At 32.6% G+C, this 16,323-nt stretch carries 12 protein-coding genes and 1 pseudogene; 2 read left to right on the plus strand and 11 right to left on the minus strand.

What is annotated here, in order from left to right:
- Nucleotides 1–62 precede the first annotated feature (62 nt).
- From sufB to IPJ91_02050, 4 genes and pseudogenes are all read right to left on the minus strand, one after another.
- A pseudogene (sufB, locus tag IPJ91_02035) lies at nucleotides 63–1,496 on the minus strand (Fe-S cluster assembly protein SufB).
- Between the two features lie 39 nt (nucleotides 1,497–1,535).
- Nucleotides 1,536–1,958, minus strand: coding sequence for a Holliday junction resolvase RuvX (gene ruvX / locus IPJ91_02040; GenBank protein QQR93219.1), 423 nt, complete (start codon nucleotides 1,956–1,958; stop codon nucleotides 1,536–1,538).
- Between the two features lie 45 nt (nucleotides 1,959–2,003).
- On the minus strand, nucleotides 2,004–2,465 hold the full coding sequence (locus tag IPJ91_02045; protein ID QQR93220.1) for a hypothetical protein: 462 nt from the start codon (nucleotides 2,463–2,465) through the stop codon (nucleotides 2,004–2,006).
- An 88-nt stretch (nucleotides 2,466–2,553) separates the two neighbouring features.
- Nucleotides 2,554–3,465: a hypothetical protein gene (locus tag IPJ91_02050; protein ID QQR93221.1), complete on the minus strand. Its 912-nt coding sequence runs from the start codon at nucleotides 3,463–3,465 to the stop codon at nucleotides 2,554–2,556.
- Between the two features lie 117 nt (nucleotides 3,466–3,582).
- Between IPJ91_02050 and IPJ91_02055 the strand changes: the two genes are divergently transcribed.
- On the plus strand, nucleotides 3,583–5,994 hold the full coding sequence (locus IPJ91_02055) for a hypothetical protein (protein ID QQR93222.1): 2,412 nt from the start codon (nucleotides 3,583–3,585) through the stop codon (nucleotides 5,992–5,994).
- A gap of 74 nt (nucleotides 5,995–6,068) precedes the next feature.
- On the opposite strand, the gene IPJ91_02060 is transcribed toward IPJ91_02055, so the two are convergent.
- Nucleotides 6,069–7,154 carry a sigma-70 family RNA polymerase sigma factor gene (locus IPJ91_02060; GenBank protein ID QQR93223.1) on the minus strand — a complete coding sequence of 362 codons (1,086 nt, stop codon included), beginning with the start codon at nucleotides 7,152–7,154 and terminating at the stop codon, nucleotides 6,069–6,071.
- 92 nt (nucleotides 7,155–7,246) lie between these two features.
- Between IPJ91_02060 and IPJ91_02065 the strand changes: the two genes are divergently transcribed.
- Complete coding sequence (locus tag IPJ91_02065) at nucleotides 7,247–8,044, plus strand: hypothetical protein (protein ID QQR93224.1); 798 nt, start codon at nucleotides 7,247–7,249, stop codon at nucleotides 8,042–8,044.
- 77 nt (nucleotides 8,045–8,121) lie between these two features.
- On the opposite strand, the gene IPJ91_02070 is transcribed toward IPJ91_02065, so the two are convergent.
- The 6 genes from IPJ91_02070 to IPJ91_02095 all read right to left on the minus strand — a co-directional run bounded on the left by IPJ91_02070 (nucleotide 8,122) and on the right by IPJ91_02095 (nucleotide 16,297).
- Nucleotides 8,122–11,112 carry an isoleucine--tRNA ligase gene (locus tag IPJ91_02070; protein ID QQR93225.1) on the minus strand — a complete coding sequence of 997 codons (2,991 nt, stop codon included), beginning with the start codon at nucleotides 11,110–11,112 and terminating at the stop codon, nucleotides 8,122–8,124.
- A 1-nt stretch (nucleotide 11,113) separates the two neighbouring features.
- Entirely contained in the window at nucleotides 11,114–12,190 is a 1,077-nt protein-coding gene (locus IPJ91_02075; GenBank protein ID QQR93226.1) for a hypothetical protein, read from the minus strand.
- Nucleotides 12,187–13,014 (minus strand): hypothetical protein, encoded by an 828-nt coding sequence (locus IPJ91_02080; GenBank protein QQR93227.1) that lies wholly within the window; start codon nucleotides 13,012–13,014, stop codon nucleotides 12,187–12,189. The genes IPJ91_02075 and IPJ91_02080 overlap by 4 nt, the downstream gene beginning before the upstream one ends.
- Before the next feature lie 289 nt (nucleotides 13,015–13,303).
- Nucleotides 13,304–14,866 (minus strand): hypothetical protein, encoded by a 1,563-nt coding sequence (locus tag IPJ91_02085; protein ID QQR93228.1) that lies wholly within the window; start codon nucleotides 14,864–14,866, stop codon nucleotides 13,304–13,306.
- Nucleotides 14,867–14,973: 107 nt separating this feature from the next.
- A complete protein-coding gene (gene trmD / locus IPJ91_02090) occupies nucleotides 14,974–15,672 on the minus strand; it encodes a tRNA (guanosine(37)-N1)-methyltransferase TrmD (protein QQR93229.1) in 699 nt (232 codons plus the stop codon).
- Nucleotides 15,662–16,297 carry a hypothetical protein gene (locus IPJ91_02095; GenBank protein ID QQR93230.1) on the minus strand — a complete coding sequence of 212 codons (636 nt, stop codon included), beginning with the start codon at nucleotides 16,295–16,297 and terminating at the stop codon, nucleotides 15,662–15,664. Before IPJ91_02095 ends, trmD begins: the two co-directional genes overlap by 11 nt.
- Nucleotides 16,298–16,323: the final 26 nt, after the last annotated feature.

Genomic DNA, 16,323 nt, shown 5'->3' on the forward strand with positions numbered 1-16,323 from the left:
AATTATAATACTTTTGTAATAACTTTTTCAAAATAACAGTAATTTGTAATAAAAAAAGCAATTTATCCAACACTTCCTTCCATACTAAGTTCAATTAACCTATTTAGTTCAACAGCGTATTCCATAGGGAGAGTTTTTGTAATTGGTTCAAGAAATCCTGCAACTATCAGATTTTGCGCATCTTTTTCAGATAATCCTCGTGACATCAGGTAATAAATCTGACTTTCGTTTACCTTTCCAGTTGTTGCTTCATGAGCAATAGTTGCAGTATCATTATCGATTTTCATACTTGGATAAGTATCAGTTTCTGAAATATTGTCAAGTATAAGTGCGTCACAATTTACTTTAACTTTAGCATTTTCTGCATTTTTATTTATTCTAACAAGTCCTCGGTAGCTTGTTTTACCTCCAAGCAAACAAACTGATTTTGAATTTATGATTGAGCTAGTATTTCGAGCAGCATGAATCATCTTTGCACCATTATCTAAAATCTGTCTATTTATTATATTATTATTTTTTATTTCACCTCTTGCAATTGCCAAACTCAAAACCTCACCATGAGCCTTTTCTCCAAGGAGTACACAACTTGGATATTTCATCGTAACTTTACTACCTAGATTTCCATCTATCCATTCCATCTTCGCATTCTCGTAAACAAAAGCCCTTTTTGTTACTAGATTATATACATTTTTACTTCAATTTTGGATTGTAGTATATCGAACTTTACTATTTGGTAGACAAATTATTTCTACTACAGCTGCGTGCAAAGAATCTGAACTATAAACTGGTGCACTGCATCCCTCTATATAATGCAATTCCGAACCTTCATCAGCAATTATCAAAGTTCTTTCAAATTGTCCCATATTCTTTGCATTAATTCTGAAATATGCTTGAAGTGGCAATTCAACTTTAACGCCTTTTGGTATATAGATGAAACTTCCTCCTGACCAAACTGCACTATTCAAACTTGCGAATTTATTATCTGAGTAAGGAATTACAGTTCCAAAATACTTTTTGAACAATTCTTCATGTTCTCTCAACCCTGAATCAGTGTCTAAAAAAACAACACCAATATCTTTCAGTTTTTTCATTAAACTTCCATAAATAACCTCAGATTCATACTGAGCTTTGACTCCGGCTAGCATTTCTCTTTCAACTTGAGGAATTTTCAACTTTTCGTAAGTTTCTTTTATTTCATCTGGAAGTAAATCCCAATTGCCAACCTGTGCATCAGTTGGCTTGATATAGTAATAAATATCTTCAAAATCAATTGCAGATAGATCAGCACCCCAGCTTGGAATTTGGCGAGCTGTGAAATGTTCAAAAGCTTTCAATCTATATTCAAGCATCCAAGATGGTTCTTGTTTCATTCCAGAAATCTTTCTAACTATATCTTCAGACAAACCTTTTTCAGGTTTATAGACATAATTTTCAGGCATAGAAAAGCCTTCTTTATATTCTGTTTGGAAATTTAAGTCTTGCAAAGTTTTTATAATAAAACACTAAACTATACAGCATGTTTTAATACCTAAAGCTTATAGCTGCGCAGACAACATCACCCAAGCTGCGAAATTATCATCTTTCGTATCAAACTTTTTGACTTTCTTATTCTTACCTCTTTTCTGCACTATAAATTGACTCCCAATCCTACTTGTCATAATTTCATCAACAAAATCTACTTGTAATGTAATTGCATATTGTTGCTTGATAAAGTTTGCAAAATCTTTTGCAAACTTACGAACCTCGTGAGTGAATGCAGTTTCACTTCCATTATTATAAGGAAGTCCAACTAACAATTTATCAATTCTTTTTTCAATTACAATTTCCTTCAAGTTTGCAAATAAATTATTATCATTCACTATATGCAAATCTTTGTCAACAAAAGCAATGCTTTCACCCTCGTCTGAAAATGCAACTCCAATTTTTCTTTTTCCATAATCAATCGATAATATAGCCATTCTTGTGATCTGTGTTTGAAATATTTTGAGAATTTAGCACTCCAACTATCTATAATCTTCCTTTTTTATCAAAACTGTTGCCAATTCATTCCCATTCTCATCTTCATACCTATATTCAACATTCATATCTTTGTCGCGTATTGAAACTAGATTTGTATCTAATTTCACTGTTTTTGCAAGTAGCTCTTTATTTGATTCCAAAGTTTCCCTTTTTATATCTACACCATTTGATTGGATCACTGTCACTATTTGCAATGTATCTTGTTTAATCAGCTTTGCTTCTTTTACAGTAACAGTAACCCCGTTATTATCAGTCGATTTCGGCAAATCAGCATTCATAGAAGATATAGCATTATTTACCAAAATCATAGAGTCAGATTTTTTATTACCAAAAAAAAACATCAAAAACATCATCACCACTATGATAGCAAAAAGAACTATCCAACCTCTATCGTTACGAAAGATAGATTCATCAAAGTTTGTTTTTTCTTGCTGTTTAGTTTCCATTTCTTAGAATTGTCAAATTAGATGATTATATTCATCTACTAATGTATTGACTAATTATATCAAATCAACAAAAGCTAATTTTTGACAATTACATTTCTTTCAAGACATCTCTAAGTATGGCTGCTTTTTCAAAATACATTTGATCAGCAAAAAGCTCCATCTGCAACTTCAATTCGGTTTTCAAAAGCCTCTTTTCCTTGTTATTCATAACCTTGTACTTAGCTATAATTTCATTCGGATCGATGTTCATCACTTTTGCTTCAATGTCTACAGGATTTTCCGATCGAGTCAAAATCGCAGTGGAATTTATTTCCTTCATAACTGACTTTGGAACAATATGATGCTGAATATTGTAATTCTCTTGAATTTCTCTTCTTCTATAAGTTTCATTAATCGCAAAGATCATCGAATCTGTCAAATGATCTGCATACATCAAAACTTTGCCCGACTCATGTCTTGCAGCACGACCTATAGTTTGAATCAGACTTGTTTTTGACCTAAGGAACCCTTCCTTGTCTGCATCCAAAATTGCAACTAATGAAACTTCAGGTACATCCAGCCCTTCTCTGAGCAAATTTATCCCAACAACCACATCATATACTCCCAACCTAAGATCTCGTAAAATTTCAACTCTCTCTATTGCATCTAGATCAGAATGGAGATACTGAACCTTGATATTCTTCTCCTTCAAATATTCTGTCAATTCTTCTGACATTCTTTTGGTCAAAGTAGTTACAAACACCCTTTGTTTCTTTTCTACAACTAAAGTAATTTCAGATATTAAGTCAATGATTTGTGAAAACAAGTCTCTTTGAGGTTTAATAATTCTATGTTTTACATTTTCTATCAAAGTAGAATTTTCTATTTCAAATCTCAAAGTGGAAAAGTTTTGAGAATCAATTGGCCTAATCTCAATCTCGGGATCAAGAAGACCGGTAGGTCGAATTATCTGTTCAACTATTCCTTCATAATTTTTATCTAAATGATTTTTTTTATCCATTCTTCAATTATTTTCTCCTTGAAGTGAATTGCAATTTCTTCTAAAATTTTCATCTAATAAAACATTAACATCATTAATTTTATACTAGTTAAGTATAAAATACCCAAATATATTACCATGAGAACGATAAAAAAATCATCAGATATTATTATGACATTGATACTTTTGTTTGTTTTTTTTAATGTTAATGCCTCTGCTGCAATAAATTACTTTATTTCAGGAGAAGTTGGAGGAAATAGCACTACATCTAGATTGGAAACTCAAAACCTGATGAATTCATGGAGCAGTGAAGCAGATAGGCTAGGATGCGATATTGGGCCAGCTAGTATTTCAAGTCCATTTATAGGAAATACTATGAATATAAGTTCAAATGGTATTCCCATGACTATTACGACAAGAAATCAAAATGATAATTTTTATGGCACTTTAGGAAATAATGTAGATATTTTCACTAGCGCTACTTTACAGTCAAATTCACCACGACCCGCCAATTTTTATAATACATCATCTCAACCACCTTACTGGGCAGATACAGCAGGTAATGCAACTACTAGAAATGCAGTATTATTTGAATTCACTTCACCTATCAGAGGATTTGGTGCTTGGTTTGGCGATCTTGAGACTAGTAACTTAGGTACTGAGGCTATTATCAGAGTATTTGACAATGCGGGAAATCAAATTGGACCTGACCATGCTATTCCAGCAGATACATCTATATCTGGTGTACCTGGTAGCTGTGGAGGATCATTTGTAGGTTGTGGTAATTCTACAACTAGATTTGTAGGATTTTGGAGCTTACCTTCTGATAATGTTTACAAAGTATTAGTTGTAGTTGGTGACGATGATGTAGGTGGAAATGGCTACTCAGAGAGGCTTTCTTTTATAGGTCCAATGATTCCGAATAATTGTGGATATAGTGTAGGTAATCAGGTATGGAATGATACAAACAATAATGGCATTTATGAATCAGGTGAACTAGGAATACCTGGAGTTACTTTAAATTTATATAATGATTTGGACAATTCAAACTCCATAAGCTCAGCAGACATGATCGCAAGTGATTTAAATGGAAACTTAGTGAGTTCAATACAAACTGATTCAAACGGGAAGTATTTGTTTGAAAATTTATTGAGTGGAAACTACATAGTAAGCATAGATAAATCGACCGTACCTATGCAATATGGCATTAGCTCAATTTTCACTGATTCAGATAATGATATAAACAATGATAACAACGGACTATTTGGAACCACATTTATGCCAAATTATTCATCAAATGCAATTAATCTTTCTCTTAGAAATGAGCCTGTAAACGATCAAGATACTTTGCTTAATGGAGTCCCTATATTGTTAGGTCATGATAATGATAGTACATCAAACCTTACTGTTGATTTTGGTTTTTTCAATCAGCCAAAAATCACGATAAATAAAATTGTTGAAAATGGTAGCCTTGGAACTTTGGATGTAACTAATTTTCCATTGAAACTAGTGAACAATATAACTTCTGAAGAAGTCAATATAATCAGCGGACAACTCTATTACTTGCCAGTTGGTGAATGGAAATTAGTAGAAACCACAAATTCAAATTATACTGGTTCTATTTATTGTTCGAACTCAAGTGAGTATGAAGCTTGGTCAAGTGAAGAAGATATATTTGGCGTAAATACTTTTGAGTCAACTTACGATCTGCCTATCTTAGAGGCCAATAGCACAACTAGCTGTGATCTAACAAATACATTTAACCCAGCACACATAATTTTTACTAAACAAGTTGTTGGGGGATCAAATTTACCAAATGACTTTAGTTTCAATCTAACAAATTCTATAGATACTCAAACAATTGTTAATCCGAAAAACATACATATTGATGAGCAAATCGAAATCGTTGGTGGAAATTATACGATTGATGAAAATAATGCAGTAAACTACAATCCAACTTATGTATGTACAATTGGCAATTATATTGATCAAGATGAAGAGTTAGTCTTCACAACTAGAATAACTACTTATGGAAATGAATTTGAAATTTTGCCAGGTGAAATTGCAAAATGTAATGTCACCAATACTTACATATCAAATAATTTGAAGATCGAAAAGACTAGTAACCAATCTTACTTCACAAAATCAGGTGATAAACTGGACTATCTATACAAGGTTACAAATTTAGGAAATTATGATATTTCTGATTTGAAAGTCTTTGATAACAAAATCTTAGATATAAAATGTCCAAAAGTTGCGTTGATTGTAAACGAATCCGTAGTGTGCAATGGTGAATATTTTGTGACACAAGATGATGTAAAAAACAAAAGCATTACTAATGTTGCCTATGCAACAGCTAAGTCTATAAATGGCATTTCCATTAGTTCAGTCGAAGTAAATTTAAAATTGAATCTAAAAAACGGAAATATCTTGGCAGTTACAGGAAATAACATTAGTAATACATATATTGGTATAAACTTATTTGTAATTGCGATATTATTGCTATTACTAAATCGTCTATTCAAAACAAGAGTGTTAGTGGTTGAGTAAGTTGAGTAATAATTGAAATAACTGAGTAATAAAAGGATATCTTCATAATTTAAATTGTAGGCTCTAGTAGTTAATTAGGTCAGATAATCCATCAAAGCAGCCTCTATTTCAGGTGATTTCAACCTTCTGATAGCTTTGGCTTCAATCTGCCTAATTCTTTCTCTAGTCACCTTGAATTCAGCACCAACTTCTTCCAGCGTTCTTGCAACGCCATCTTTAAGCCCAAATCTAAGTTCAACCACTTTTCTTTCGCGATCTGTAAGTCCAGACAAAATTTCATCTAACTGCTTTTTTAAGTAGTTTAAGTTTGCCATTTCAGCTGGGTTTTCTGCATATTCATCAGCAACAAGTTCACCTAGTGTAGTATCACTGTTTCCATCCTTTCCACCTCCAATTTTCATATCCAAGCTTTGTGGTCTTTGAGCTATCTGAACGATTTCATTTACTTTATCAATGCTTAGTTTCATAGCTCTTGCGATTTCTTTTGTTGTAGGTCTTCTACCATGCTTTATTGCAAGTTCGCTAGTTACTTTTGATAACTTATTTATAGTCTCAATCATATGAACAGGAACTCTCACCGTTCTTGCTTGATCCGCTATAGCCCTTGTAACTGCTTGTCTTATCCACCAAGTTGCATAAGTGGAAAATTTGAACCCTTTGTCATATTCAAACTTTTCAACAGCCTTCATCAATCCGATATTCCCTTCTTGAATCAAATCCAGAAAATCTAGACCTCTATGAGCATACTTTCTAGCAATAGCAACAACCAATCTTAGATTGGCTATGGCAAGTAGATCATATGCCTTTTTATCATCTTTCTTTATCCTCTTGGCTAGAATTACCTCTTCTTCATTGTTTAGCAGAGGGATTTTGCCAATTTCGTGCAAATATGAACGCAATGGATCAGTAGAAGAGTGAGACCGTATTTGTTCAAGAATTTTAAATTTTTCTCTAGTAGTCAAGTCTTTGTCTTTGTAATCTGTAAAATCTCGTTCTGGATCGTCGATTATTTCAAACGCAGATTTATTTAATTGACTAATCAAACTGTCCAACTCTTCTAAATTTTCTTCTGGATATGGGATTACATCTAGAAATTGGCTAAAAGTTATATATCCCTGATTTTTTGCAATTTGAGAAATTTTTTGATACATTATATTCATAGTTTTCGAAAAGCAATTCTATTGAAGAAACAGCTTTGCATATACCATATCTTTTTGAGAAATTCAATCATTTTATGACTACACCAAAATAAATGTCCAAGTTACTTATTCCAATACTTACTACACCTATTGTCGTTTTAACTATACTTTTACCATACTTTCATAATTATTTAGCACTTTACTCTCTATTCCTCATAGTATTGACTATATTGATCTATCACTTTGTGTCAGTTATTGGAAAAAAGAATGTAGATATGAGGTCTTTGCTTTTGTTTGATAAAAAGGGATATATAATTCAAATGACAAAGCATTATTTGTATCCAATTATCATTGTTCTCGTTCAAATTTCCTTTGTTGCGATTGATTATGATCGACCTTTTGAATTGATCATTCTTACTATTACCTCTGCTTTACATTATCTTTTACTAACAAATATTTTTGCTTATTATGACAACAAATTTCAACTAGAAGCGAAGACTCATGTTGTCTATGATTTAGTAAAGTCAATAATTTACTTTTTGCTGATATACAATCTTTTGCATTTTTATACTTTGGGTTTTGTAAATATAATCGTGTTTATTGCTAGTGTATTCACAGTTTCAACACTAGCTCTATTATCATCAATCCAAAGAAGTTCAAAAGAGTCAAATAAGTATACGGATCTGAAACTAGTTTCAATACTTGCAGGATTGTTAATTGGAATTATTTCATTACTACTTATAAGCTTTAACTTAAATATGCTTGCGATTAGTATATTGATATTTAGTACTTTCTACCTCATGATATCAATATTACGGCACAAATTGGACGAAAGTCTGACTAAAAGAGTAATCGTTGAATATATTAGCTTTGAATTATTACTTTGGGGAATGATTTTCCTTGCTAGATAAAAATACTTTTACAGTTTGGATTGTTTTTCATCCAAAAGTTGGAAGCAAAGCTATACTCGCCTCCAACTAGAAATACTTTAGTCAACCTTGGAAATAGCGAACCAAAGCTCTTCACTTCCAAAAGTTTTCCTTTGCAATAACTCTCTCGAGGAGCTTCTCTTCATACTTTGTGCTTTAATCTTAGATGAAAGTTGCTCCAAATTTGCTTCAATTGAGTCTAAAACAAGATTGGAACCATTGTAAAGTATATTGACCTCATCTTCCAAGTTAAGTCCAATTTGTTTCCTTTCAAGCTGAAAGAAAGATGTAATCTCCCTAACCAAACCCAATAATCTGAGTTCATTTGTGATATTTAAATCAAGTTTAATTTTCAAATCATCATTTAATTTGTCATTCACTAATTCAAACACATTTAATTCTTGCTTAATTAGCTCAATTTGTTCTTTAGTTAGTTTTTTGCTTACTTCAACACTTGACAATACCTGTTTAACAGGGATTTTGTTTTCATCTCGAATCTTCAAACCAGCTGAAATTATATCTCTAACCTCTTCCATTTTAGAAAAAACATCTGGGAATTGCTCCACTGTTGAAGTTGCCTGCAAGGTTGTAGTCGTTTCAATATTCTCCCATTCAACCATATGAACTGATTCAAAGTTAAATTTATCTTGGTAATCTTTCAAAACTTGCCAACTATACTCAGTTACAAAAGGAATCAATGGCGACATACTGAAAGTCAGATTCAACAGCACTCTGTAGAGCGTTTGCAAAGCTGAATTATCTTTCGATACAAATCTATCCCTGTTTGTTTTGATGTACCAACTGGACAGTTCATTTATAAATGTCTGCAAATCTTTTGCTACATTTGGTATGTTGTAATTTGACAAGTTTGTATCAGTACCTACAATTAACTGTGATAGTTTTGTCAAAATCCACGTGTCCGAAAAGTTATCTGAAACAAAGTTCCCATCATATTTGAAATCTTCCGCGTATAAAACAAAGTATTTTAAACTATTCAAAAGTGGCAAGAGAATGATCTTGACTTGATCTTTAATTGTTTCCTCTTTACATTCTGCATCTCCACCAAGAAGTAAAGGTGAATTCATGAGAAATAGTCTAACAGCTTCGCCACCTACTTCATTTAAAACTTTTGTACTATCTGGATAATTCCCGTAGCTTTTACTCATCTTCCTTCCATCATTTCCAGCAACTACACCTGTACAAATCACATTATCAAAAGCAATATCATCAAAAACTCCAACTGACATCCTATATAAAACATTGAACCACGCTCGAACTTGACCAACATACTCAACTATAAAGTCAGCTGATGGCTTCGATTTGAAAACCTCTGTGTTTTCAAACGGATAATGGTACTCAGCGAATGGAACTGACCCGGCATCCATCCAATTATCTAGTACTTGAGAGATTCTTTTGTAATGTTTTCCATCTCTATGTAGAATGATATCGTCACATATGTCCCGGTGCATAGTTACCTCGTTGTCATTTACTTGAAGGTAATATTTATCATCCTTTTTGTATATTTGATCATTTGAATTGTCCATCATTTCTTGAATTGAACCTATTACCCACATATCATTTTCATCTTCTAGGTTCACCCAAATTGGCATAATCGTATTCCAGTATCTTTCACGAGAAATACACCAATCCGGGGAAGATTCTATGGTATTTTTCCATCTACCATCCCTTATGGATTCTGGAATCCAATTCGTTTGATCTATAAGTTCAAGCATTCTTGGTTTGATTTTTTGTACATCTATAAACCAAGCATCTTGAGTTTTGTAAATAAGTGGATTTACACCTCTATAATAAGGAAGTCTATGTTTGTAACTTTTGATTTTCAAGACTTTTTCATCTCGAAGTAATTCTTTTGCTATTTCCAAATTTGCATCCCGAAGGTATTTACCTTTATAACTTCCCACTAGTAAATGTCCTGTATTATCTATAGATCCATAGTCACTTAGTTCAAACTTTTTGCCCATTTCGAAGTCTTCTGCACCATATGCTGGTGCTATATGAACTATACCGGTCCCATCCTCCATTGACACATGATCTCCATGATAGATTTTGAAATCATTAGAATTCTGAGTTGGAATATCAGGCAAGTATTGCTCATAATTTAAATTCAGCAGTTCTTTTCCTTTGAATTTATCTATAACTTGAGGATTTACGAATTCTTTTGATAAACTTTGTTTTAATTGATCAAATAATTTGTCTGCAAGTACCAAGTGTTCTTCCTTATTCTCATCATATTTGACTAAAAGATAATCTTCAGCTTCATTCACAGCCAAAGCAAAGTTGGCATAAAGTGTCCAAGGAGTTGTAGTCCAAGCCAAAACAAAAACATTACTTCTTTCGAAAACTTTACTAGATAACTCAAATGGATTGATCAATCTAAATTTCATATAAACTGACACATCTTCAGTTTCTTGATAATTATCAGGGTCCATATTTACTTCAAATTCTGAAACTGGGGTACCTGAATCCGTAGAATATAATGAAGTTCGTTTGCCTTTATAAATTAATCCTTTATCCCAAAGTTGTTTGAATGCCCAAACTACAGATTCTCCAAACTTTTGATCCATAGTTTTGTATGCATGATCCATATCAGACCATCGACCTAGTTTGTCCATATACCACCTCCATGCATCAATGTTCGTACCTACAAAGTCACGACACATTTGTATGTAGTTTTTGATACCTATTTCATTTTCGATTTTGTCTTTTGACTCTTCTCCCTTGATGCCAAGTTTAGAATTTAGCTTTTCTTCAACAGCAAGTCCATGACAATCCCAACCAAAAACACGTCGAACTGATTTACCTTTCATAGTTTGGTAGCGAGGTATCACATCTTTTGCAACCGAACAAAGCATATGACCATAATGTGGAACATCGTTAGGAAAAGGCGGCCCATCTACAAACCTGTATTTCGGAGCATTTTCTCGCAGTTTTGTAACTTTCTCAAAAATTTGATTTTCTTTCCAGAATTTAGTAACTTCAGCTTCTATTTCCGGTAATGTTTTGTTTGGTAATTGTATTTGTTTTGACATTTTAAAATTTGTGTGATATTTTATCTAAGTAAAGCAAAAACTCTATTTGCTTTAAGAAATCATCTTTTGCAGTTGATTTGTGCTTAAATTCTTTTGCACTATCAAACAAGAACCGTAAAAACTCGAATATTTCATCTCTATCAATATCAATAAATAATTTTGCAGTATCAAAATAGCTTTTTGCAATGTTCTCCAATACTTTAGGTCCATATACATAATTTACATCATAATTTTGTTGTTGCGGCATTTTTACATATTTGTTTAACTGTTCCAAAGATAAATTATAGCTAAGTTTAATTTTATTGGCGGTTGAGTCGAAAACTTTCGACAAGCATTCATCAATAAAGGACGTATAATTATAATCCTTACTTTTTTGAAAATCTTCAACTCCTCCATTTATATATATTTTTAATTCCCAAGATAGTAGATCATCTATAGCATCATGCAATCCTTCATGATTTACTTTTGAATTCATTAAAGTATTTACTGAATTAAAATGACCAGAACTTACTAAGCACTTTGCATAAGAAAAATAGTCATGTCCTCTTCTAACTCCGTCAATTATTGGATCCCAATATTCTTTTCCGTCTTTGTCTGTTTCAATATACTTTAAACTTCTAAATTTATCTGAAGCCAAAATCCTACCTTCACTTGAAATTTTTACATACTTCATTTGTTCTATATACTCAGTAAAATCAATTGGAAAACTTTGCCATAGCCCATCATTATCAAAGTGAGTAGGCAAAGCTACCAAAGTATGTAGCAACTCTAGACTGTTTGTCTTGATATTTAGAAATGTTTCACTGTCTATATCCAACCTTTCACATATATCAAATGCCTTAAGCCGTACTTTCAACAAATCTGTTTGATATTGAATTAGTATATCTCTAACTTTATCTCTCACTTGACCATGAGGACACTCAAATATTTCAGAGTGATTTTCTTGAATATGGTAGAAATCTTCATGGATGCAAATTCTACTTTTTTGCTCTCCAATATTGACTTTCACAATTTCGAAACCTAAGCTCTGATAGAATTCATCTGTTTGCGTTTTGAAAAAATTTGCCCAAGATATCATTTCTCAAAATAACCTTGATAATTATCTCTTGTAACCCCATACTTTTCTTCAAGTTCCCTAACTACATTATCTGAAATCCAATCTGGATCAAAAAACTGATCATTACTTTTTAGCTTTTGTAATATCACCTCTCCTGCAACTTTTGCATTTTCCGCATTTTCACCATATAAACTATGAATCCAATCCAATCTTTCTTTTTCTTCTGCAGTAAGTTCATAATTCAAGTATTTAAATATAACTTCTAAAGTACTTTTAACTGAAATATCACTATTGTTTATCGGTATATCTACATACCTACTCCAATCTCGAAACTCATACGGTTCAAAATTATAATTTGTCAAGTAATGAGAATTATCTGATACCATTCGCTCCTTTTGCTTAAGTAAATCTTTAGTTCTCCCATTTATCTCAGCCCTTTTTTGTATAACTTTCCAATTTGCGAAAAGAAATATTGCAGTTGAACTTTCTCCAAAATCTAAATTAAGATTTTGTTCATTATTTAGATCTGACTTATATTTTCTAAATCTTGCTCCGGGTTTTGATTCAATAACTGCATTTTTATACTTTTCTTGACTTAATTTCGCAGCTTCAATCAAGTACTTATCATTTATTGGGTCAATTAGTTCAGCTAACTTCGAACCCATTAATTTGTCGAATTCTTCACCATGATCTTCTAATTCAAGCTTTCTTGCAACTGGTCGAAGTGATCCACTGACAATTCCAGCTTGTTTGATGTAAGCTAAACTTAACATAATAGTTGTATTTCCAGTCATTGGACATCCACAAAGTATGAAAATACTTTTCATAACATTTATTTGTTTCATATCTGAATCTTGTTTTAATTCTTAATTTTAACCAAATTATTAAAAAACTCCCCACACTAGAAATTATCTAATGCAGGGAGTCAAAATTTTAACTCGTACCGTCCTGATTCTCTGAATGTTTCAGACTTTTTCATTTTTACAACTTGTTTGTTGTCAGGTTCTAATAAGTGTTTAAACTTTTCTTCCCAAATTCTTGCCTTTGATAGAGACTTAAAACGAATTTTGTGAATTATATACTATATGATCCATTAATTCAAATTGAATATCTTGTTTTAACTTAAAAATATATTTATAATCCAGTCAATATACTTCCTCCAAACCCAGAAAAGGTTATTACAATAAGCACCAAGAATAACTTGGTGAAATGTACCCCTGATTTGCTTCGACCAGTCTTCAAACCTCCAGAATAAACTATCGTCCCGTCAAGAAGAAAAATTACTACCAAAAACATTCCTACTAAAAGATTTACTCTGTTTTGAAAAGTGATATCTTGAACTCGCATTATTAAGTCCCTAAGATCCAATCCTATGCTTGACAAAATACCGGTAATATTTGTTTCATCTTCTAATTCAATCGAATTAATCATATTTAGCATTTTCTTTTCATACTCAAGGATTTTTGATTTCAAAACACTGTTTTCAAGTACGACTGTATTTTGATTGCCAGCTGCATCAGAAAGTTTGATTTCCACATCGAATCCATTTTCCAGATCGTATGAGAACTGAAAATTATTGTCTAGCAATTCACCCAAAGGGTCATTATTTAGGGTAGCTGCAATCTTTTCAAGCTTCATATTATCACCAACTGGTACACGAATTGAATATATTGAGCAACTTTCACATCCATCTTTTGCGAAAACTTCAAGTTTAGCTAATTCTACAAATGGAATTGTTTTATCAAGTGAAAATGAAACTATATCTGATTTCTCTGATAGATTTCCTGCCTTATCAATTGCATCTGCAGAAATATTTACAACGCCTTCAACAAACTCCTCATGGAGATCATATATCCAAGTGCCATTTTCCGCTATAGATTCACCTAATTTTCTTTCATCTTGATAAACTTGAACTTTTGATAATGCCTCAGCTGTGCCAATAATTGGGATATTTTCATTGTTTGTATATGTTCCTGGTATCGGAGAATTGATTCTCGGTTTATCAGGGGGAGTTGTATCTTTCACAATAACTGGTGCAATACTTGCAGTAGATTTCGTAGTTACATTTGTTTTGGATGTATTTTGAGATAATGGTTGAGGTTGTGTTACTACCACAGCATTTGCACTTGTGACTTGCGAACTTACAGTAGCAGATGTCACCGTTGTCTGAGAACCTGGTAATGCTCCAAACATTTGGACAACCAAAGTAGTCTCTTCCCCAAGCAAAATGCCATCTTTTGCACAAATGCCTATATCTCTAAATTCGGGTTTCATTATATTTGCTTTATGTGAACTACTTCCCATCCAAGCATTAAATAATGCAGAATCCGAAGAAAAACCTTTGCCGAGATTTTCACCTGCATACAAATAATTATATCCAGCACCTCTTATAAACTGCCATGGGGTTTCTCCGTTTGGTCCGAAATGCGCCCAGTAATCTTTTGCAAACATATCATCAGCCTTTGCACAAGCTGCATTTGTCAAAGCTGAATTGTATGACAGTGTAGCAAGTCCAGCATTACTTCTTGCTTGATTAGTCAATGAAATCAAGCCGTTTGGAGAAATATTTCCAGCATTTACACTAGGCAAACCTACCAAAGGAAATAGTAAGTTAAACAATACCAAAGATACTGTAATAGTATTTATAAACTTGTGTGAACTTATGAAAGATAATTTATGAGAAATCTTATTTAGCATAATATATCAGTCTGATACTATATTTGACATTGATAATGTTGATTTATCTATATTAACAAATAATCTAGTTCATATCAATCTCTTGCAAATCCAGCTATAGAACCTATCTAGTTAGAAGCCTTTGCACTATCGAAGTTCCTCCATTTCTCGATTTCTTTATGATTTCCAGATAGTAGAATTTTTGGTACACTGAGGGTCTTCTTGTCCTTTGTTATGAATTTTTGTGGCCTTGTATATTGCGAATATTCATGGATACCCTTCTGTTGATCAGTTTCGTGCATTAGACTATTCGGATTTCCAAGTGATCCTGGTAACAATCTTGTTATACTATCAACTATCACAATGGTCGCAGCTTCTCCACCTGAAAGAATAAAATCACCTATAGAAACCTCCTCATCAACAAAATTTTCTGATACTCTACTATCAACACCTTCATAATGACCACAAATTATGGTCAAAGTATCTAGTTTTGAATAGTCCATAGCTATAGTTTGGTGATATTTCCGACCTTTAGGTGAAGTTAAAACGATCTTGTTTCTATCTCTATTTCGAAACTTCTTGACATCATTAACTGCATCAGGGTAAATACTGAGCAGAGCTTTATAGATTGGCTCTACCATGAGTATCATTCCTGGCCCGCCACCAAAAGGTCTCATGTCTATTGTTTGATGATTATCGTAAGTGAAGTCCCTTAGGTTCAATATATTTATACTTAGTAATTCTTTTTTTTGAGCTCTACTAATAATTGATTCAGAAAAAAAAGAATCAAAGATCTTTGGAAATGCTGTGATTATATTAATCCTCATGTTTTCGTTTATCATTCAACCACTTCCTATAATCACTTGGAGTTGAAAGTAATCCACTTAAGTATATCTTGATCGAGCGAGCGAATCTGCTTCTGAAAAATAAATATATAAACAAAATTATGGTCATAACTATTATTAAGTAAATTATCCTACTTTCTGTGAAAACATGGCCAAAAACTTTGAAAGAGTAAACAAGCAGCAAACCAAGCAAGGTAAAAAGGATAATGAATAAAGCAAGATTTGACATAAATTTCGTAGTAATTGCTTTCACTTCTTCTTGAGTAAGGCTTTTCACTTTTTGAGCTACTTCCCTTTTTTGTTTTCTTTCCTGAGCAACATTTTGTTGATTGAATTGTGGTACCTGTTGAGAGGCATTTGAACTATTTGCTTGGATGTTTTGCAAAAACTGGGCTTGTTGTTTCAAGGCACCCCTATACTGTACAGGATTTTTTATATCAAAAATTGCAACATTCTCACCTTGTATTTCAAGATAATATTCATAAGTTCCATCAGTTGCGGTATACCCTACGCCCAAACATTCGTTACAAATTCCAGATCCAACTTTCCCAGTAGCATTACATGTTTGGCATTGTAAAATTTGTGGTTGTTGGCTTTGTGATGGCATGCTATATATATAACTTTTGCAACATT

The organism is bacterium (assembly GCA_016699595.1).
In the GTDB taxonomy this organism is placed as follows: domain Bacteria; phylum Patescibacteriota; class Dojkabacteria.